General features: G+C 32.5%; 23 protein-coding genes. 22 read left to right on the top strand and 1 reads right to left on the bottom strand.

Annotated features, from left to right (window positions below):
- Positions 1-501: 501 nt before the first annotated feature.
- Positions 502-861 (bottom strand): hypothetical protein, encoded by a 360-nt coding sequence (locus FND99_RS18680; RefSeq protein WP_144339451.1) that lies wholly within the window; start codon positions 859-861, stop codon positions 502-504.
- 268 nt (positions 862-1,129) lie between these two features.
- Between FND99_RS18680 and trmD the strand changes: the two genes are divergently transcribed.
- From trmD to FND99_RS18790, 22 genes are all read left to right on the top strand, one after another.
- Positions 1,130-1,810 carry a tRNA (guanosine(37)-N1)-methyltransferase TrmD gene (trmD, locus tag FND99_RS18685; RefSeq protein ID WP_144339452.1) on the top strand — a complete coding sequence of 227 codons (681 nt, stop codon included), beginning with the start codon at positions 1,130-1,132 and terminating at the stop codon, positions 1,808-1,810.
- A 216-nt stretch (positions 1,811-2,026) separates the two neighbouring features.
- Entirely contained in the window at positions 2,027-2,377 is a 351-nt protein-coding gene (rplS, locus tag FND99_RS18690) for a 50S ribosomal protein L19 (protein WP_073487327.1), read from the top strand.
- Positions 2,378-2,660: 283 nt separating this feature from the next.
- Positions 2,661-4,883, top strand: a complete 2,223-nt coding sequence (locus FND99_RS18695) for an NADP-dependent isocitrate dehydrogenase (RefSeq protein WP_144339453.1) — start codon at positions 2,661-2,663, stop codon at positions 4,881-4,883.
- A 152-nt stretch (positions 4,884-5,035) separates the two neighbouring features.
- Positions 5,036-7,420, top strand: coding sequence for a TonB-dependent receptor (locus FND99_RS18700; RefSeq protein ID WP_144339454.1), 2,385 nt, complete (start codon positions 5,036-5,038; stop codon positions 7,418-7,420).
- 27 nt (positions 7,421-7,447) lie between these two features.
- On the top strand, positions 7,448-8,269 hold the full coding sequence (locus tag FND99_RS18705) for a DUF4249 domain-containing protein (RefSeq protein WP_144339455.1): 822 nt from the start codon (positions 7,448-7,450) through the stop codon (positions 8,267-8,269).
- A gap of 10 nt (positions 8,270-8,279) precedes the next feature.
- Positions 8,280-8,762, top strand: a complete 483-nt coding sequence (locus FND99_RS18710; protein ID WP_144339456.1) for a GyrI-like domain-containing protein — start codon at positions 8,280-8,282, stop codon at positions 8,760-8,762.
- 28 nt (positions 8,763-8,790) lie between these two features.
- A complete protein-coding gene (locus tag FND99_RS18715) occupies positions 8,791-9,237 on the top strand; it encodes a DinB family protein (protein ID WP_144339457.1) in 447 nt (148 codons plus the stop codon).
- Between the two features lie 123 nt (positions 9,238-9,360).
- Complete coding sequence (locus tag FND99_RS18720; protein WP_144339458.1) at positions 9,361-10,023, top strand: thiamine diphosphokinase; 663 nt, start codon at positions 9,361-9,363, stop codon at positions 10,021-10,023.
- An 86-nt stretch (positions 10,024-10,109) separates the two neighbouring features.
- Entirely contained in the window at positions 10,110-11,153 is a 1,044-nt protein-coding gene (xerA, locus tag FND99_RS18725) for a site-specific tyrosine recombinase/integron integrase (RefSeq protein ID WP_144339459.1), read from the top strand.
- A gap of 211 nt (positions 11,154-11,364) precedes the next feature.
- Entirely contained in the window at positions 11,365-11,781 is a 417-nt protein-coding gene (locus FND99_RS18730; RefSeq protein WP_144339460.1) for a DUF695 domain-containing protein, read from the top strand.
- Positions 11,782-11,942: 161 nt separating this feature from the next.
- Positions 11,943-12,491, top strand: a complete 549-nt coding sequence (locus tag FND99_RS18735) for a hypothetical protein (protein ID WP_144339461.1) — start codon at positions 11,943-11,945, stop codon at positions 12,489-12,491.
- Between the two features lie 177 nt (positions 12,492-12,668).
- Positions 12,669-13,022: a hypothetical protein gene (locus FND99_RS18740; protein WP_144339462.1), complete on the top strand. Its 354-nt coding sequence runs from the start codon at positions 12,669-12,671 to the stop codon at positions 13,020-13,022.
- 136 nt (positions 13,023-13,158) lie between these two features.
- On the top strand, positions 13,159-13,950 hold the full coding sequence (locus FND99_RS18745) for a hypothetical protein (protein ID WP_144339463.1): 792 nt from the start codon (positions 13,159-13,161) through the stop codon (positions 13,948-13,950).
- 153 nt (positions 13,951-14,103) lie between these two features.
- Complete coding sequence (locus FND99_RS18750; protein WP_144339464.1) at positions 14,104-14,556, top strand: GIY-YIG nuclease family protein; 453 nt, start codon at positions 14,104-14,106, stop codon at positions 14,554-14,556.
- 221 nt (positions 14,557-14,777) lie between these two features.
- Positions 14,778-15,023, top strand: coding sequence for an AbrB/MazE/SpoVT family DNA-binding domain-containing protein (locus FND99_RS18755; protein ID WP_144339465.1), 246 nt, complete (start codon positions 14,778-14,780; stop codon positions 15,021-15,023).
- A complete protein-coding gene (locus FND99_RS18760; RefSeq protein WP_144339466.1) occupies positions 15,014-15,337 on the top strand; it encodes a type II toxin-antitoxin system PemK/MazF family toxin in 324 nt (107 codons plus the stop codon). Before FND99_RS18755 ends, FND99_RS18760 begins: the two co-directional genes overlap by 10 nt.
- Positions 15,338-15,383: 46 nt before the next feature.
- Entirely contained in the window at positions 15,384-15,995 is a 612-nt protein-coding gene (locus FND99_RS18765; protein WP_144339467.1) for an XAC2610-related protein, read from the top strand.
- Between the two features lie 200 nt (positions 15,996-16,195).
- Positions 16,196-16,690: a hypothetical protein gene (locus FND99_RS18770; RefSeq protein WP_144339468.1), complete on the top strand. Its 495-nt coding sequence runs from the start codon at positions 16,196-16,198 to the stop codon at positions 16,688-16,690.
- A 273-nt stretch (positions 16,691-16,963) separates the two neighbouring features.
- On the top strand, positions 16,964-17,209 hold the full coding sequence (locus FND99_RS18775; protein WP_144339469.1) for a type II toxin-antitoxin system ParD family antitoxin: 246 nt from the start codon (positions 16,964-16,966) through the stop codon (positions 17,207-17,209).
- Positions 17,209-17,508 carry a type II toxin-antitoxin system RelE/ParE family toxin gene (locus FND99_RS18780; RefSeq protein ID WP_144339470.1) on the top strand — a complete coding sequence of 100 codons (300 nt, stop codon included), beginning with the start codon at positions 17,209-17,211 and terminating at the stop codon, positions 17,506-17,508. Before FND99_RS18775 ends, FND99_RS18780 begins: the two co-directional genes overlap by 1 nt.
- Before the next feature lie 206 nt (positions 17,509-17,714).
- Complete coding sequence (locus FND99_RS18785) at positions 17,715-18,296, top strand: hypothetical protein (RefSeq protein ID WP_144339471.1); 582 nt, start codon at positions 17,715-17,717, stop codon at positions 18,294-18,296.
- A gap of 873 nt (positions 18,297-19,169) precedes the next feature.
- On the top strand, positions 19,170-19,505 hold the full coding sequence (locus tag FND99_RS18790) for a DUF2314 domain-containing protein (protein ID WP_162615576.1): 336 nt from the start codon (positions 19,170-19,172) through the stop codon (positions 19,503-19,505).
- Positions 19,506-19,561 lie beyond the last annotated feature (56 nt).

Here is a 19,561-nt window from a genome sequence, read left to right on the forward strand (position 1 = left end):
TTAACTATTTTTTCTTTCTACCAATATTTTATTCCTAACGGAATAGATTTAAGTAATCAAAAATACAAAAAAGAAAGAAAATTCTTAAAAATTTATGAGAAGAATATTTTTCGAAGAATAAATTATATTAAGCGACACAAGATTTTGTCTCGCCGAGGCTATATTATTGGGTAGAATAAAAATCCTTTAGTTCCGTTAGGAACTGAATATTGGTAGAAAAATATTAAACGACGTGAAAATTTGTCCCGTAGGGACGATATACATTTGGCGATATAAAAATTCCTCAGTTCCGTTAGGAACAAAATATTGGTAGAAAAAATATTACGCGATGCAAAATTTGTCCCATAGGGACTATACATTGGGCGAGATAAAATACTGTAGTTCCGTTAGGAACAAAATATTGGTAGAAAAAATATCAAGCACCACAAAATTTGTCCCGTAGGGACTATATACATTGGGCGATATAAAAAATATTCTAATGAATTCTGCATGAAGCTATTTCTACTTCGCAGTCAACAAATTCATGCCTGCTAATTTGTTAGAATCAATAGATTGTGGTCCATAGTTTTGTTTTTCGTTTCTATACGAAACTACTTTGCCTGCTTTGTCTACATAAACATAAACATAATTCCAATAAGCAGTACCAGCAATCCTAGAATCATGATCTTTTTGTTTTTCATAGATCTGATCTGCATAAACCAGAATCTCGCCATTTGTACTGTTATCAAAAGTCCTTATAGGTGTCCCCCAACTTTTTATAAGATTTTGTTTTGATTTTCCGACCCATTTGTCCCCGGTATTGTTAGAACTTGCGCACGATGCCAATACTACTAGGACACATAAAAGTATGATATTTCTCATTAGATGAAGATTTAGATTTAAGGCAATATTTTACAAACTTAAGAAGTTGTAATGTTACTTAAAATTAATTCAAATAAGTTTACATAAAAGTCCTGAAATGTTATATAATTATTATTTATTTACTTGACATACAATAAAATAACTGAAAGAAAAATCTCTCTTATTTAAGTACCAAAAACTAAAAAACAATCCACTATTTTTTAAAATCTAGTTTTAATTTTCTCCATATTTACTTTGTATCTTTGCACCCAAAACTTTTGAGAGCGAAATGCGAATTGACATTATTACACTTTTACCGGAATTATTAAGAAGCCCTTTTGAGGCCTCAATTATGAAACGTGCCATTGACAAAGGTTTAGTCGAAGTACATTTTCACAATCTGCGTGATTACAGTACTAACAGGCAAAAAAGTGTCGACGATTATCCATTTGGAGGAGGCGCCGGAATGGTAATGACGATTCAGCCTATTGACGACTGCATAACACATTTAAAAAGCCAGCGTGAATATGACGAAATCATTTATATGTCGCCTGACGGAGAAACTCTCAATCAAAAAATGGCAAACACCATGTCAATGTATGAAAACATAATTATTTTATGTGGCCATTATAAAGGTGTTGATCAGCGAGTACGAGATCATTTTATTACCAAAGAAATCTCTATTGGTGATTACGTTTTGTCTGGCGGAGAATTAGGTGCTATTGTTCTATCAGATGCCTTGATTCGATTAATCCCCGGAGTATTGAGTGATGAAACCTCTGCCCTGACTGATAGTTTTCAAGACAATTTACTTTCTGGACCTATATATACCAGACCAGCAGATTATAAAGGATGGAAAGTTCCAGAAGTTTTAACCAGCGGTCATGCAGCCAAAATCGATAAATGGCGTGAAGATATGGCCTACGAACACACAAAAAACAGACGCCCAGATTTATTAGAAGAACATTAAAATTTAGTTTCAAGTTTAAGGTTGTTTTTGTTTCAAGTTAAAACTCTCGATAGCAACAACTTGAAACCTAAAACTTGAAACAAAATAAACTAAAAATAATTCACAATTTATGATTCATAATTTATAATTATTTTTTACATTTGCACCCGAATTTGACCAACCTCTGGCGAGATCCGTGAATGTTGCTCTAATATAAAACCATAATTTAAAATTATCATGGCAGATTTATTAAAATTCGTTCAAAACGAATTCGTTGCTAAAAAAGATTTCCCTGAGTTTGGAGCTGGAGATACTATCACAGTTTTCTACGAAATTAAAGAGGGTGAAAAAACAAGAACTCAGTTTTTTAAAGGAGTTGTTATTCAAAGAAGAGGTTCTGGTAACACAGAAACTTTCACGATCCGTAAAATGTCTGGAGCTATTGGAGTTGAGCGTATCTTCCCAGTAAACTTACCAGCTTTACAAAAAATCGAAATCAACAAGAAAGGTGCAGTTCGTAGAGCTAGAATTTTCTACTTCAGAGAACTTACTGGTAAAAAAGCTAAGATTAAAGATAAAAGAAGATAATCATTTGTCTAATTGTTATAAAAAACTCGTTTCATATCATTTGAAACGAGTTTTTTTTATGCCTTCTTTTTAACGAATATCAAAACCGTAATTTTTTAATATCAAAACAATCGATTTGACAATTTAAAGAGCATGAAATAACAATCTGATAATTCCTCTATTTCTGAGTAAAACTACACCGATTTCGGAGTGTTTTTATTATATTTGCTCCGCTCGTTTTGAGCCGACTATACTTTTCATATCGTCACTTTCAGACGACACGATTATAAAAAAAAAAAAAAAAATGACACAGAATTCAAAAATTTTTTACACCTTAACTGATGAGGCGCCTTTATTAGCGACTTATTCTTTGTTACCAATTGTGCAGGCGTTTACTTCAACAGCAGGTATCGCTATTGAAACCAGAGACATCTCTTTAGCAGGAAGAATTTTATCAAACTTTCCTGAATCATTGACAGATGCTCAAAAAACAGGAGATGCTCTTGCAGAACTTGGTCAATTAGCAACTAAGCCAGAAGCTAACATCATCAAATTACCAAACATTTCAGCATCTGTACCTCAATTAAAAGCAGCTATTGCTGAATTACAATCTCACGGATATAATGTTCCTAATTTCCCAGAAGATCCTCAAACGGATGCTGAAAAAGAAATTAAAGCAAAATATGCAAAAGTTTTAGGTTCTGCCGTAAACCCAGTTTTACGCGAAGGAAACTCTGATCGTAGAGCTCCAAGAGCTGTTAAAAACTTTGCAAAAGCAAATCCACACTCAATGGGTGCTTGGTCTGCTGACTCAAAAACTAAAGTGGCTTCTATGTCAGGTGGTGATTTTTACGGAAGTGAAAAATCACTTACTGTTGCTGAAGCTAATGATGTAAAAATCGAATTTGTTGCTAAAGATGGTTCAACAACTGTTCTTAAAGCAAGCACTCCATTAAAAGCTGGTGAAATTATTGATAGTTCTGTTTTAAGCGTAAGCAAATTGAAAGCTTTTGCTGCTGATGTAATTGCTGAAGCTAAAGCTGCAGGAGTTCTACTTTCTGTACACTTAAAAGCTACAATGATGAAAGTTTCTGATCCAATTATCTTTGGCGCTATCGTTGAAGTATATTTTGCAGATGTTTTCAAAAAATACGCTTCTTTATTCGCTGAATTAAACGTTGATACAAGAAACGGTTTAGGTGATATCTATGCTAAAATTGCTGGAAGACCTGAGCAAGCAGAAGTTGAGGCAGCTATTGATCAAGCTATCGCAAACGGACCAGCCTTGGCAATGGTTAATTCTGATAAAGGAATTACAAACTTACACGTTCCATCTGACGTAATTGTTGATGCTTCAATGCCAGCAATGATCCGTACATCTGGACAAATGTGGAACAAAGAAGGAAAAGCACAAGATACATTTGCTGTTATTCCAGACCGTTCTTATGCAGGAGTTTACACTGCAACAATCGACTTCTGTAAAAAACATGGTGCTTTTGATCCTAAAACAATGGGAAGTGTTCCAAACGTTGGATTAATGGCTCAAAAAGCTGAAGAATACGGATCTCACGACAAAACTTTCCAAATGAAAGCTGACGGAGTTGTACGTGTTGTTGATGCAAACGGAAATGTTTTAATGGAGCAAAACGTTGAAGCAAATGATATTTTCAGAATGTGTCAAGCAAAAGATGCGCCTATTCAAGACTGGGTTAAATTGGCTGTAAACAGAGCTCGTTTATCTAGTACTCCAGCCGTTTTCTGGTTAGACGAAAACAGAGCACACGATAGAGAATTGATCGTAAAAGTTCAAAAATATCTTAAAGACTACGATACTACAAACTTAGATATCCGTATTTTAAACCCAATTGCTGCAACTGAATTTACTTTAGACAGAATCATCAAAGGTTTAGATACTATCTCTGTAACTGGAAACGTTTTACGTGATTACTTAACAGATTTATTCCCGATTTTAGAACTTGGAACTTCTGCAAAAATGTTATCTATCGTTCCATTAATGAATGGTGGTGGATTGTTCGAAACTGGTGCTGGAGGTTCTGCTCCTAAACACGTTGAGCAATTTACTGAAGAAGGATATTTACGTTGGGATTCACTAGGAGAATTTTTAGCTCTTGGTGCTTCATTAGAGCATCTAGGACAAACTTTAGATAATTCTAAAGCAATTGTTTTATCTGAAACTTTAGATCAAGCTAACGATAAATTCTTGGCAAATGATAAATCGCCAGCTCGTAAAGTTGGACAAATCGATAATAGAGGATCTCACTTTTATTTAGCATTCTACTGGGCACAAGCTTTAGCAGCTCAAAATAAAGACGCTGAATTAAAAGCAATCTTTACTCCTATCGCTGCAGAATTTGAAGCTAACGAAGCTAAAATCGACGCTGAATTAATTGGAGCACAAGGAAAACCACAAAACATTGGTGGATATTATCAGCCAACTCCTGAATTAGTAAGCAAAGCAATGCGTCCTAGCGAAACATTCAATGCAATTATTGCTAAAATCAAATAATAACACAGCATAACTAAATGTGCTTGTGCAGATAAATAAAAAAGACAACCCTAAAAGGTTGTCTTTTTTGCTTATCTTAACCAATGTTTAACACAGTTTCCGTTTTAATATATTAGTAAGAATTCTTATCTATGTAAAACAAAATCAAAAAGATGATTATAAAAAAAATTGGCATCCTTATTATTTTAGTTTTAACGGCGTTCACATCCTTTTCTCAAGAAAAATTCACTCTGAGCGGCACTATTAAAGATAATAAAAGCAACGAAACCTTAATTGGTGTCAATATCTATATTCCATCTTTAAAAATTGGAACTGCAACAAACGAATATGGTTTTTATTCGCTTACCATCCCAAAGGGCGAATATCAAATTGAAATTAGCTATGTCGGATATCAAACTCTACAGCAAACCGTAATTTTAAACCAAAATACCAAACTCAATTCGAGCCTCAGCGAAGGCGTTGGCCAGGAACTTCAAGAAGTTGTAATTGCAGAAAATAAAGGCAAAGTCAATATCAAGTCTCCCGAAATGAGCGCCAATAAACTCTCGATTGCCACGATTAAAAAAATGCCAGTGGTTTTAGGAGAAGTTGATGTTTTAAAATCTATTTTATTGCTTCCGGGTGTAACAAATGCTGGCCAAGGCGCATCAGGCTTTAATGTTCGCGGCGGCGGTGCTGATCAGAATTTGATTTTATTAGACGAAGCTACTATTTTTAATTCTTCTCACGTTTTTGGTTTTTTCTCGGTTTTTAATCCAGATGCGATAAAAGATTTGAAATTGTATAAAGGCGGAATTCCAGCACGCTTTGGCGGACGAGCTTCTTCTGTTTTGGATATTTATCAGAAAGACGGAAACAGCAAAGAATTTCATGTAAACGGAGGAATCGGATTAATTTCGAGTCGGCTTTTGGCAGAAGGTCCTTTGGTAAAAGATAAAGGCTCGTTTTTAATTGGCGGAAGAGCTTCTTATGCCCATCTGTTTTTAAAATTGTCAAAAGATCAAAAAGATAATGCAGCTTATTTTTATGATTTGAATACCAAATTAAGCTATAAATTAAACGATAATAATAGTCTGTATTTGTCAGGTTATTTTGGGCGCGATGTTTTCAGCTTGAACAAAAGTTTTACCAATATCTACGGAAATTCAACTTTAAATCTGCGTTGGAATCATTTATATTCTGATAAACTGTTTTCAAATTTATCGATGATTTACAGTGATTATTACTACGGACTTGATCTGGATTTTGTTGGTTTTAAATGGGATTCGGGCATTCAGAACTATAACATCAAATACGATTTCAAACATTATATTTCGGATAAATTCAAATTGAGCTACGGCTTAAACGGAATTTACTACAAATTTAATCCCGGGACGATTAAACCAAGCAGTCCAGATTCTGGAATTAATCCGGATCAATTGGATAAAAAATACGCTTTTGAACCTTCTATTTATATTGATGCCGAAAATCAGCTTTCGAAAAAAATCACTGTTGCATACGGATTACGATACAGTATGTTTTACCGTTTAGGACCTTCGTCTGTAAATCTTTACGAGAACAACAATCCGGTTATATTCGATACCGATATGCAGATTTACGAAAAAGCAACTCCAATTGGCACCGAATATTACAGCAAAAACAAATCCATTAAAAGTTACAACAATTTAGAGCCTCGGTTTTCAGTTTCTTATCAGCTAAATGATGAACAAGCCATTAAAGCAAGCTACAACCGAATGGCGCAATATCTTCAATTGATTTCAAACACCTCATCTCCTACTCCGCTGGATGTCTGGATGCCAAGTGATAATTACATCAAACCACAGCTTGCCGACCAAGTTGCGTTGGGTTATTTCAGAAATATCAAAAACGGCGCTTATTCACTTGAAGTGGAAACGTATTATAAAAAAATTCAAAACAGATTGGATTATATCGACGGAGCCGATTTGATTGCAAATAATGCCATTGAACAAGTAATTTTGAACGGACATATGCGTGCGTATGGTTTAGAAATTATGGCGAAGAAAAATGAAGGCAAATTCAACGGATGGATTTCCTACACGTTATCAAAATCTGAACAACAAACTCCAGGCAGAACTCCAGAAGAAACAGGAATCAATAATGGTGAATGGTATAATTCGGCTTACGATAAAACACACAATTTGGCTGTAACTTCTGCTTATAATTTGAACGAAAAATGGTCTTTTGGTGCTAACTTTGCGTTACAGACCGGACAACCAGTTACTTATCCGAACGGTCAATATGAATATTTAGGAATTACTGTTCCGAGTTATGGCTTGCGCAACAAAAACAGATTGCCCGCTTATCATCATTTAGATGTTTCGGCGACATTGACTCCTAGAAAAAACAAAGACCGAAACTGGAAAGGCGAATGGGTTTTTAGTATTTATAATTTATATAATCGCAAGAATGCTGCTTCAATCAATTTCCGCCAAAATGTAGACACAGGCGCAAATGAAGCCGTAAAAACTTCCATTTTTGGAATTGTACCTGCTGTGAGTTACAATTTTAGATTTTAAATATTTCTTTTTATTAAAAAGCATATTATGAAAAAAACAGCTTTACTAATTGTAATTTTTATCTCGATTCTCTTTGCCGGCTGTGAAGAAGTTGTTGATGTCGATTTAGATACCGCTCCGCCAAAACTAGTTATTGAAGCCGCGATTAATTGGCAAAAAGGAACAACCGGCAAACAACAGACTATAAAACTGACTACAACAACGGGGTACTATCAAAATGTGATTCCGACAGTTTCAGGCGCTCAGATTTTTATAAAAAACAGCGCTAACGAGCAGTTTAATTTTATAGAGGTACCAAAAACGGGACGTTATGTCTGCACTAATTTCAAACCCGTTTTGAATACAGACTACACTTTGACCGTAAAAACAAATGGACAAACTTATACAGCAACCGAAACTTTTAAATCTGTTGCGCCTATAACACATATTGACCAAAATAACCAAGGCGGATTTACAGGAAAAGATATTGAAATAAGAGCCTATTATAATGATCCTGGTGATGCTGATAACTTCTATTTGTACAAATACCTATATTCAAATAAAGTCAAATCAAATTATTATGTTGACGACGATAAATTTTTTCAAGGCAACGAGTTTTTCAGCCTTTCTGATGATGATGAACTGAAACCTGGAGACGAAATCGAGATAACTCATTTCGGAATTTCGAAACAATATTACAATTATATGAGTATCTTAGTAAGTATTGCAGGCACAAACGTTGGCGGGCCATTTCAATCGCCTCCGGCAACGGTAAAAGGGAATATCATCAACACAACTAATAAAGACAATTATCCGCTTGGTTATTTTTCACTGAGCGAAACCGATTTTAAAAAATATACTATCAAATAAACCTACTAAAATGGACGCCCGAATTAAAATTTTAACCGAAAAAAAATTGGTCGGCAAACATGTTGAAATGTCGTTTATTGAAAATCATACCTTTCAATTATGGAACGGTTTTATGCCAAGACGAAAGGAAATCAAAAATACAATTGATTCAAATTTATACTCGCTTGAAGTTTTTCCGAATGGTTATTTCGACAATTTTGATGCCAGCAAGACTTTCCAAAAATGGGCAGCTGTAGAAGTTAAAAACTTTCCTGTGATACCCGAAGAAATGGAAAAATTGATAATTCCGACCGGAATTTATGCTGTATTTATTCATAAAGGCCCAGCCAGCGAAGGACATAAAACTTATCATACGATTTTTGCAGAATGGCTTCCTAACTCAGAATATACGGTAGACGACAGACCGCATTTTGCTGTTATGGACGAAAAATACAAAAAAGACGATCCAAATTCTGAAGAAGAAATTTGGATTCCGATAAAAAACAGAAGCTAATTTATTACTCCCAAAAAAATCAAATATCATGTTGACAGATACTCTTAAATCACTATTTAAAAGAGACTTAAACAAATTAAAAGTCGAAATTGAATCGTATCAAGACGAAAGCAAACTTTGGGAAATTGATAAAAATATTTCAAATTCGGCAGGAAATCTTTGCTTGCATCTTATTGGAAACATCAATAATTTTATTGGAGCAGAAATTGGTGAAACAGGTTACATTAGAAATCGTCCTTTGGAATTTTCATTAAAAGATATTCCTAAAGCAGAATTAATCCAGAAAATTGACGACACAATTGTGGTTGTAAATAATGCATTAGATTCTTTGACTGAAGCCGATTTAAATGCCATTTATCCGCAAATTGTATTCGAAAAAGAAATGACAACTGGATTTTTTCTGGTTCATCTTTCTACACATTTAGCGTATCATTTAGGACAAATAAATTATCATAGACGATTACTTGATTTTTGATTTTAGAATGTAGATTTTAGATTATTTCAAAGCTGGAAAAAAATCTATCCCGATAATTATCGGGACTAAAATCTGCAATCTAAAATACTAGCCGTATATTTGCTTCACATTAAAAAATACTTCATGTCATCACATCATATAGTCCGCGACGATCAGGAACCAGCTTTAATAATTGCAAACGGAGCCGCCTGTGATCCTGAACTATTAGGGCAATTGCTTGAATGGTCGCCTCTTGTTGTTGTTTTAGACTCGGCTATAGAAAGAGTAATTGATTTAGGCATCAAAGTCGATGTTCTTTTAGGCGATTTTGATCGTGGTTTTGATCCCGAAATTTATAAAACTTCTCAGTTTCCGATAGAAATTGTGCATACACCAGATCAAGACAAAACCGATTTAGAAAAGGCATTTGATTATTTGATTGAACGAAAAATTCCAGCCGTAAACGTTGTTTGGGCAACCGGAAAACGCGCTGATCACACGATTACAAATCTTACCAACATTGTTCGTTATCGCGATTTGCTTAAAATCGTTATTCTTGACGATCACTCAAAAATATTTTTGCTTCCTTCGAAATTCGAAAAATGGTACACCGCAAAAACTCCAATTTCTCTAATTCCAATTGGGGTTGTAAACGGAATTTACTCTAACAATTTAAAATATGAATTGCAAAACGATACGCTTACAATGGGCTACAGAACCGGAAGCAGTAATTCTGTTGAGCAAGACGGAATCGTAACCATTTCGCATCGTGAAGGTGATCTTTTAATGATGGAATGTTTTGATTGATTTTTCTTTTTGAGCATGCTGATTCCGAGATCACGCTTTTAAAATTGAGGCTTTTTTCTTACTTTAGTGGTCTGAAATTTATATTTATGAATTGGGAAGCTAAAATTATCATCCATAAAAAAGAAAAAAGAATTGCGGTTTATTTTGAAAAAAATGCTGACTTAATAACTCGAATAAAAAAGCTGACAGGTTCACGTTGGAGTCAAACTTTAGGTGTTTGGCATCTACCTGACACGACTGAAAACAGGGCAAGATTTCATTTAGTTCCTTTTTCTCATTCTTTACCTTCAGAGGAGGGTTTCGAGCAAATAAAAAAATTCGTTCAATGGCTTTCTTCTAAGAGATACAGCCCAAACACGATCAAAACGTATTCTGAAGCTTTAAAATCTTTTTTAGTATTTTATAGAGAAAAAAACATTTCAGAAATTACCAATGAGGACGTATTTATTTACAACAACGAATATATTCTTAAAAACAACCTTTCTTCGTCCTATCAAAATCAAATCGTCAATGCCTTGAAATTATTTTTCACTACAGTACGCAAAACTAAAATCGAAATTGACAAAATTCATCGTCCCAAAAGGTCAAAAATTTTGCCCAACGTTTTGAGTAAAGAAGAAATAAAATTGATTTTGAATGCACATTCTAACATCAAACACAAAGCAATGCTTTCGTTGATTTATAGTTGTGGCTTGCGCCGAAGTGAACTTCTAAACTTGAAACCTGCCGATATTGATTCTAAGAGAGGAATTGTTATTATTAGACAAGCAAAAGGCAAAAAAGACCGAATTTCGCCCTTATCGCCTAAAATATTACAAATGCTTAGAGAATATTATACGATATATAAACCGAGTATTTGGTTGTTTGAAGGTCAAAGTTCGGGAGAAAAATATTCAGAGCAGAGCTTACAAAGTGTTTTGAAACAAGCCTTACAAAAAGTTGGCACCACAAAACCAGTAACCCTTCACTGGATGCGCCACAGCTATGCAACACATTTATTAGAGAGCGGAACTGATTTACGTTATATACAAGAATTATTAGGTCATAGCAGCAGTAAAACGACCGAAATTTACACACATGTAAGTACTAAAAGTATTCAACAAATTAAAAGTCCCTTTGATGAATTATAAAGAATTATCATATATTTGATTTACAAATACAATATGACGTTTATCATACATATCTGCCCAAAATTGAATGGCTTTGTATGATTTTGTCATACATATATACTAGTTATGTGTAATGCCAAAGAAAATCTGAGTGAAAAATATACAAATCTTAACTTTAGTAATTATAATTTTTACTCTTACATGATATAGCCAAAATAAATTGACAGAAAAAATGGAATGGTTAACAACAAAAATAGAATATGAAGGACTTCCTCTTTATTTAAGAATTCCTAATTATAAAAACATATGGCAATTCAAAAAAATATATCAAAATCTCGTTTGTATAACGCATCATTTCGATAGTATAAAAGAAAATGGACTTCCAACTTCTGATTACAATAAGTCACTGTTTGACTTTGATAAAGAAACAATTGATCTTCTGAATGATAATGGAATTATATTTTTAGTGGAAACTTATGACGGTGCAAGAATGTATTGGTTTTACGCTATAAATATAGAATTAGTTGAAAAAGCCTTTGAAAAATTGAAAATTAATCATTCAGATAAAAAAATAGAATTGGACATTTCAAAAGATTCTGAATGGAATTTAATAACAGAATATCCTGTGAAATTGTACAAAAGCGTATAAAGGCACTACACATAACAGCTACTACAACGGATTTGGGCAATAGGCTTAATGGAAAAATGGTTTTGTATTTGGGATGATTTGGCAAATCCGAAGAATGGGCTTAATTTAGTCCCAAACCCGCTGTAGTAGTGGGACGTTATGAGCAAGCTTAAAGAAACGAAGTGAGAGAAATTAAACAACTACTAAAAGAAATTATTCCTCCAGCTGATTATCAACATCGGAATGGATTTAGTAACGAGCATATCATTCTCTCACTTTCAGAAGTCGAAAAAGTCGAAGTTGAGCGAAACTTAATTGAAAGGCTTAAAAAGAATGACGATATTTTAATTGGTGAAACTCTAGCAATTATGAAATCCGAAAATTCATTGCAAGCGTTGAAAAAGAAATTGGAATCAACAAAAAGGGCATCGACGAGAATAATTTGGGCGAGCTATATAAACGAAATAAAAGGTGGTGATGAAGAAATGAAAAATATTGCGTTGAATGAGTTTGGAAATGTTACTGAAAAATATACTTTGCTTTCTACTTTTCATTATTTATCTCGCTTAAATGACCCTAGAATAAAAGAAAAGATTCGGTCTTATATAAATCACAAAGATTACTTAATAGCCTATAATGCTAGAACTTCTATCGGAATTGACACCAAAGACTTAATTGAAAGAGAAAGAGAGAAAAACAAATCGAAATGGTGGCAGTTTTGGAAGCAATAAAAAGCCTGCTCATAACAGCTACTACAACGGATTTGGGCAATTGGCTTAATGGAAAAATAATTTTGTATTTGGAATGATTTGGCAAATCCGAGGAATGGGCTTAATTTAGTCCCAAACCCGCTGTAGTAGCGGGACGTTGGCGGTCAGCTTGATTGAAAACGCTGAGAAAATAAAAATATGAATAAAAAGAAGTCAGTTAAAATAGATAATTTTAGAAAATGGCTAGGCTACACCTTTATACTTTTCTTTATTTTATTCTTTTCGAAAATTGCAATTGGAAATCTACTATTGAAAAGCCAAGGAATTTGTACAAAATCAATATTGACAAATGAGCTTTCGAAAATTCGTGGTCATAAACCAACATTAGTTTATAATTTTTGGCTCAATGGAAAAAGATATGATGGAAATTCTAATATCGAGGAATTGAATAAAGTTGGAGATAGTATTTGTGTAGTTTATTTAAAATGGATGCCAAGCATAAACAGACCAATAAGTTTCTTTGAAAAACCAATAAACTGTAATTGTAAATAAAAAGAATAGGTTTATGAAATTCGAAAATTGCTAAAACGTTTTTGAGTGTGAAAAAGACTGAAACGGAAATTAAATTGAATAAAAAGCCGAACCGCCAACAGCTACTACAACGGATTTGGGCAATTATAAAACTGCAATGAAAAGACATTTAATCTTTACCATTTTACTTTTACTGCTAACATCTTGTGGTAACATTGAAGAAAGCTCTCTTATTTCCAATTCAAAAAATGACGAAAAATTTAGAATTGTTGTTACCGAAAAACACTTAACAGAAAAAGACTCAGTTTTATCAGAGCATAAAAGCTTTAAAGTCTTTGATAAACTTAATAGATTAATCAATGTGAATGATAATTTATTTATGTTTTACAATTCAAATAACAAGCTTATAAATACCAAATCAATATTCAAACGAAAAGGAAAAGGTTTAGCGAAAATCATAAATCGAGAACAATTTTATGATTCATTTGGGAACCTTATTTTTATATTAGACGATAACGATACAATCGCAAAATATACTTATGATTCAAACCAAAAAATAATCAAAGAAGCCTATACTTATAAACAAATAATTTATGAGTACAAAGACAATTTTAACTCGAAGAAAATAATTATCGAAGATAATGACACTTCCAAAGTTTCAAATTATTTTTATGACAAAACTGGAAAGCTAGTAACCGAAAATTGGACTTTCAGTAAAAAACATGAAATGAAAAGCTTTTACAAATATTATTCAAACAATAAGCTATTTAGTAAAAGAGATAGTAGTTATGTAAAAACTACAAATCCAAATGAATACGTCGAATTTCTTACTGAATACTATTATGATAAAAATGATTCAATCATTGAGATAAGGGATTTGGGAAGAGTATTAAGTGAGAATGAATTCAAGCTTCGAGGCAAAAGAATATTTGAATACCGAAAAAAATAACTGCCCATAACAGCTACTACAACGAATTTGGGTAATAGGCTTAATGGAATGATGGTCTTGTATTTGTAATGATTTGGCAAATTCGAAGAATGGGCTTAATTTAGTCCCAAACCCGCTGTAGTAGCGGGACGTTACCAGCAATATCAAACTAAAATGACGCATCAAGATTTAATAGAAGAATTTGAAAAAGCTTTAGCTTCGGAATTGTTAACTTATGAACAAATTAAAAGCATCACAACTTGCGGAATTTATGTAATATATGAAAATGAAAAAGTTATATATGTTGGTAAAACAGACAGAACTGGAAAAGTTAGATTACGCGAATTAGCGTCTGATTATAGAAGCCATACATTAAACAGAAAACTTTTGAGAAAACTAATTAGTGAGTTTTTAAAGATAGATTTTCCGCCGATGAATAAGGAAACAAAATCGAGATTGATTGCTGGTAAAATAATGTCAGAAGACAATTTTACAAAACTTCAAAAACAAGTTAATGATTTTATTAAAAGTGATTTAAAATTTAAATTTTATTCAACAGAACCTGAAAAGATTGCGAGATTGGAACACTTTACAATTGCTATTCTTAATCCAGAAATGAACGATTAGATACTACTGCTAACAGCTACTACAACGGATTTGGACAATTGGCTTAATGGAAAGATGGTTTTGTATTTGGGAAGATTTGGCAAATCCGAAGAATGGGCTTAATTTAGTCCCAAACTGCTTGTAGCGCGGGAACGTTACCAGCCATTGATTAAAAATTCTGCTAAAAATTAGGCGTTCTAAAAAATTGTAATAACTTTGTATATACAAAAAAAATAAAAGTTATGGACATTTCAGTTATTCCGATTGGAAATTCAAAAGGGATTCGTTTATCGAAGACCTTACTCGAAAAATATAATATCACAGATAAAGTTGAACTTATTCTTGAAAAAGGTTATATAATTTTAAAACCAAAATCTGAACCAAGAAACGGTTGGGATAAATCATTTAAAAAAATGCACGAAAACGGCGATGACAAATTGCTGATTAACGACATTTTTGAAGATGAAAATCTTGAAGAATGGAGTTAAGACAATATCAAATCGTTTTAGTCAATCTTGACCCTACGATTGGAAGTGAAATTAAAAAAATACGGCCTTGTGTTATCATTTCCCCAAACGAAATGAATAAATATTTACAGACAATCGTTGTAGCTCCTATGACGAGCAGTTCAAAATCTTATCCGACAAGAGTTGAAATTCTAAACAACGATACCAAAGGCCAAATTGCATTAGACCAAATCAGAACTGTTGACAGACAAAGAATAACAAAAGTATTTGGGAATTTGGCTGAAAAAGAAGTTTCAAAAGTAAAAGAAGTTCTGAAAGAAACTTATGTAGATTAAAGTCAACGGCTGGTAACACACGCTACAAGCAATTTTATCAGACCCTATGAAAAATTATGTAATAAACTGCATTGCTTTTTTTGTTTTCGTCTCAAGTTACTCTCAAACTTGCAGAGATAATATGTTGTCAAAGAAATTTGATTTTGAAATTTCTACAAAGTCAACAGACCAAAATAATCTTGGTAGTGCAGAAATTAAAATTACAATCCTTTCCAAGCAAAAAAATAACAAAATTCAAACTATTGACATTAAGAGTGAATTCATCTTAAAGTCTGAAAGTTTTAAAAATTGCTCAAACAATAAATCATATTTAAAGACCGTCAATTCTTTAATAAAAGTTTATGACTATGATTTTGGGGATTTTATTATTGCTGATTTCAATTTTGATGATAAAGAAGATTTGGCTATAAAACGAGAAGAAGGCGGAAATGGCGGACCTCTCTATAATTTTTATGTACAAACTGAAAATCAAAAATTTATACTTAACGATATGTTATCAAAAGAAATGGAAAGCTTTCCATATTTTTTCGATACAAAAAATAAAATTTTGCGGATAAATAAAAGAATTGACTCTGTGAAATATCAAATAGTCACCTACGAATATTTTCCGAAAAACAGAATTTGGAAAATTAAATCTAAAAATGAATATATAAATTAAAAAAAACGGCAGGTAACAGCTACTACAACGGATTTGGGCAATTGGCTTAATAGAAAAATGGTTTTGTATTTGGGATGATTTGGCAAATCCGAAGAATGGGCTTAATTTAGTCCCAAACCCGCTGTAGTATCGGGACGTTAGGCATCACTTTGCTAAAAACCACAGAAATACATTTTTGATTTTAATTTAAATTCCTAAAAATGAAAAGAATTCCAATAATGTTAATCCTTTTATTGTTTTTTAGTTGCGCAAAAAAAGAGGCGAAAAAGGAAAATTTTCAACCAACTATTCTTTTAAAAGAAATAACAAAAAATGAAAAAGTAAATAAAATAATTTGGGATTTTAGACTTACCAATATTGAAATTAATAGAAGTGGAAAACAAAACAAAGAATATGAAATTTTTCGTAATAACCTAACTGAAAAAGAATTAATCCAAATTACAGAATGTGAAGTTCCTTTGTTGCGCTGTATTGCTTTTAAAACTTTGGTTGAACGACATTACATAAATATTAGAAAAATATTCAATCGACACATAAATGACTATGCTTTAGTTAAAGGACATTATTACGATGTTCTTTTAAGCGAACCAGTTAAAATATTTATGCTTAATCAATTAAGTCCATTTTCAAATTCGAAATTTAAATTTTCAAAAAAAGAGTTTAGAAAAATGCAAGATGAATACTACAATAAGTAGAAATTAACTAAACAAAAAAAACGAACCGCCAACAACCACTACAACGGATTTGGGTAATAGGCTTTCCCGAGGTATCGGGAGGAAAGATGGTTTTGTATTTGGAAGATTTACTTCGTCCGTTCGTTATCGTTTGGGTGGCAAATCCGAAGAATGGACTTAATTTAGTCCCAAACCCGCTATCGTACCAGAACGTTGGCAATACCTTTTGCTCAAAAAACTGAAAAAATTTGAATTTAATACCAATTATTGGTATCTTTGGTAAAAAGAAAAATTATGGCACGAAATACATCAATATTATTAGGAGAATATTTTGAAAACTTTATTAATGAGCAAATTTCAACAGGAAAATATAGTTCAGTAAGTGAAGTTGTTAGAACTGCTTTAAGAATTTTTGAGCAAGAAGAAACTAAAACAAAATCTCTAATCAATGAACTAAAAATTGGCGAAAAGAGTGGTAAAATTAGCAATTTTGACCGTAATAAAAATCTAGAAATGCTAAAATCTAATTTTAAAAAATAATGTCAAAGTACATTATCAGTGAAAAGGCATTAGAAGATATTAATAACATTTGGATTTATACAGCAGAAAATTGGTCTATTGAACAAGCAAATCGATATTACAACTTAATCATTGACGAAATTGAATATATCGTCGATAATTTTGACATGGCTCGTGACTTTGGAAAAATTCGAAAATCATATAGATATTCAAAAGTAAAATCACATTTAATTTTCTTTAAAATAGACAAAACAAATGAAATTGAAGTCGTTAGAGTTTTACACGAAAGAATGGATATTGAAAACAGATTGGCAGAATAAATAAAAAAATTACTGCTAACAGCTACTACAACGGATTTGGACAATAGGCTTTCCCGAGGTATCGGGAGGAAAAATGGTGTTGTATTTGAATGATTTGCTTCGCCTGTTCGCTATCGCTCGAGTGGCAAATCCGAGGAATGGGTTTAATTTAATCCCAAACCCGCTATATTACCAGAACGTTAATGGCAAGCACAAGCATTAAAACTATGAAACCTAAGGAATCAAAGCAAGAAAAATTTTATTCAAAAACTATAATTTGGGCAATTTTATGCATTTTGCTAATACTGATCATAAGTATTAGTCTGTTTTCAGGCAAAAAAACAGCAGTAATCCAAAACAGTGAAATAATACTAGGTGATGATTTAAGAAATGAATTTTTAACGGTAGAGTTGAAAAGGAACGATTCTATTGTCAAACTTGAAAAAATAAGTAAGTTTAATGATAATCTTACTTTTAAATCTCTAAATGGAAACTATAATTTTAAATTGTCACTAAAAGGCGGAAATACTTTCTTTATCAGATTCCTGATTAGTAATAACGAGCCGAAATATATTTACTCACCTTATGACTCTGACAATTCAGAATATTTCAGATTTTTCGACAAATGCGTTTCAGCTGAATTAGAGAATCGAATCAAAGGAAAACAATTTACTGAAAATGAACTTCGAAATATGACAATTGAAGTAAAAAAAAATGTTAGGATACAAAACCTACAAAATTTAGGATATGATCTAAAAAAGGAAAATATTAAAATATTTGTTCAAGATAGCCCTTGTTTAATAGACTAAAGCCAGCCACTAACAACTACTACAACGGATTTGGACAATTGGCTTTCCCGAAGTATCGGGAGGAAAAATGGTTTTGTATTTGAAAGATTTACTCCGTCCGTTCGCTATCGCTCGGGTGGCAAATCCGAAAATAGGGATTAATTTAGTCCCAAACCCGATGTAGTGCCAGAACGTTATAGCCAATTGTCTAAGCAAACGACGAAATATCTAAAGTATGAACAAAAAGCCTCAAAAATGAAATATTTAAACCTGTTTTTACATATTAATAGATACATATTTCATATCTATATTTTTGTGACACTTTTGATTCTTTTTTTATTAAAACTAAATACAATCACTTATGGTCCAGACGCAATCGATACGTTTATGTTTATAATAATCGTATTAATTGGAGTGTTTGTTTTTTTGCTTAGAAAATGGACTATAAAATCTACCAATTTCACTAAACTAATATTACTAAATATAAATTCGATTTTTATGGTTTTTATGATTTTATACTATTTTATGGAAGATAACTTTAGATTTATTTAATCGCAAACATCAAATGAGTATTGGGCGAAAACAACAGCAGGTAACAGCAGGTAACAGCTACTGCAACTGATTTGGACAATAGGCTTAATTAAATATGGTTTTGTATTTGAATGATTTACTCCGTCCGTTCGCTATCGCTCGGGTGGCAAATTCGAGGAATGGGCTTAATTTAGTACCAAACCCACTATAGCACCATAACGTTATAAGTCATTTATGAGAAATCTGCAAATTAAGACATTCCTTCTATTTTTTTCGATTTGTATTTTAAGTTGTAATTCCAACAAAAAAATAGAAAGAGAAAATGAACTAACAATTTACAACGTTAAAGAAGATGACGTTGAAATGAATAAAGCTATTGAAAAAGCCAAACAAACTTTGGATAGTTTTGATTATGCTTATAAAAACAACAGTCGAGTTTTTACCTTTTTTGGCTTGAAAAAGAAGTTTGAAGAAAATGGTAACGTTGAACATATTTGGATTGGAAATATTCAAAAATTTGATAATGGAAAATATATTGGAGTAATTGACAATTTACCTGAAAAAATAAAAAGCATAAAACTTGGCGACACTGTAGAAATCGACAAAAATGATGTTAGCGATTGGATGTACATTAAAAACTCTGAACTACATGGCGGATACACAATCAGATTGCCTAGCTGGAAAAACCGGTCAAATTGACCACCACTTTCCAGTGTAAATTGATCACCAGTTCCGGAGCAAACTGACCACCATTT

It is taken from the genome of Flavobacterium daemonense (genome assembly GCF_007341385.1).
Lineage (GTDB): Bacteria > Bacteroidota > Bacteroidia > Flavobacteriales > Flavobacteriaceae > Flavobacterium > Flavobacterium daemonense.

Excerpts from the sequence above, each read along its gene's own strand:
- FND99_RS18680 (WP_144339451.1), bottom strand. The coding sequence starts at position 861 with ATGAGAAATATCATACTTTTATGTGTCCTAGTAGTATTGGCATCGTGC.
- trmD (WP_144339452.1), top strand. The coding sequence starts at position 1,130 with ATGCGAATTGACATTATTACACTTTTACCGGAATTATTAAGAAGCCCT.
- rplS (WP_073487327.1), top strand. The coding sequence starts at position 2,027 with ATGGCAGATTTATTAAAATTCGTTCAAAACGAATTCGTTGCTAAAAAA.
- FND99_RS18695 (WP_144339453.1), top strand. The coding sequence starts at position 2,661 with ATGACACAGAATTCAAAAATTTTTTACACCTTAACTGATGAGGCGCCT.
- FND99_RS18700 (WP_144339454.1), top strand. The coding sequence starts at position 5,036 with ATGATTATAAAAAAAATTGGCATCCTTATTATTTTAGTTTTAACGGCG.
- FND99_RS18705 (WP_144339455.1), top strand. The coding sequence starts at position 7,448 with ATGAAAAAAACAGCTTTACTAATTGTAATTTTTATCTCGATTCTCTTT.
- FND99_RS18710 (WP_144339456.1), top strand. The coding sequence starts at position 8,280 with ATGGACGCCCGAATTAAAATTTTAACCGAAAAAAAATTGGTCGGCAAA.
- FND99_RS18715 (WP_144339457.1), top strand. The coding sequence starts at position 8,791 with ATGTTGACAGATACTCTTAAATCACTATTTAAAAGAGACTTAAACAAA.
- FND99_RS18720 (WP_144339458.1), top strand. The coding sequence starts at position 9,361 with ATGTCATCACATCATATAGTCCGCGACGATCAGGAACCAGCTTTAATA.
- xerA (WP_144339459.1), top strand. The coding sequence starts at position 10,110 with ATGAATTGGGAAGCTAAAATTATCATCCATAAAAAAGAAAAAAGAATT.
- FND99_RS18730 (WP_144339460.1), top strand. The coding sequence starts at position 11,365 with ATGGAATGGTTAACAACAAAAATAGAATATGAAGGACTTCCTCTTTAT.
- FND99_RS18740 (WP_144339462.1), top strand. The coding sequence starts at position 12,669 with ATGAATAAAAAGAAGTCAGTTAAAATAGATAATTTTAGAAAATGGCTA.
- FND99_RS18745 (WP_144339463.1), top strand. The coding sequence starts at position 13,159 with ATGAAAAGACATTTAATCTTTACCATTTTACTTTTACTGCTAACATCT.
- FND99_RS18750 (WP_144339464.1), top strand. The coding sequence starts at position 14,104 with ATGACGCATCAAGATTTAATAGAAGAATTTGAAAAAGCTTTAGCTTCG.
- FND99_RS18755 (WP_144339465.1), top strand. The coding sequence starts at position 14,778 with ATGGACATTTCAGTTATTCCGATTGGAAATTCAAAAGGGATTCGTTTA.
- FND99_RS18760 (WP_144339466.1), top strand. The coding sequence starts at position 15,014 with ATGGAGTTAAGACAATATCAAATCGTTTTAGTCAATCTTGACCCTACG.
- FND99_RS18765 (WP_144339467.1), top strand. The coding sequence starts at position 15,384 with ATGAAAAATTATGTAATAAACTGCATTGCTTTTTTTGTTTTCGTCTCA.
- FND99_RS18770 (WP_144339468.1), top strand. The coding sequence starts at position 16,196 with ATGAAAAGAATTCCAATAATGTTAATCCTTTTATTGTTTTTTAGTTGC.
- FND99_RS18775 (WP_144339469.1), top strand. The coding sequence starts at position 16,964 with ATGGCACGAAATACATCAATATTATTAGGAGAATATTTTGAAAACTTT.
- FND99_RS18780 (WP_144339470.1), top strand. The coding sequence starts at position 17,209 with ATGTCAAAGTACATTATCAGTGAAAAGGCATTAGAAGATATTAATAAC.
- FND99_RS18785 (WP_144339471.1), top strand. The coding sequence starts at position 17,715 with ATGAAACCTAAGGAATCAAAGCAAGAAAAATTTTATTCAAAAACTATA.
- FND99_RS18790 (WP_162615576.1), top strand. The coding sequence starts at position 19,170 with ATGAATAAAGCTATTGAAAAAGCCAAACAAACTTTGGATAGTTTTGAT.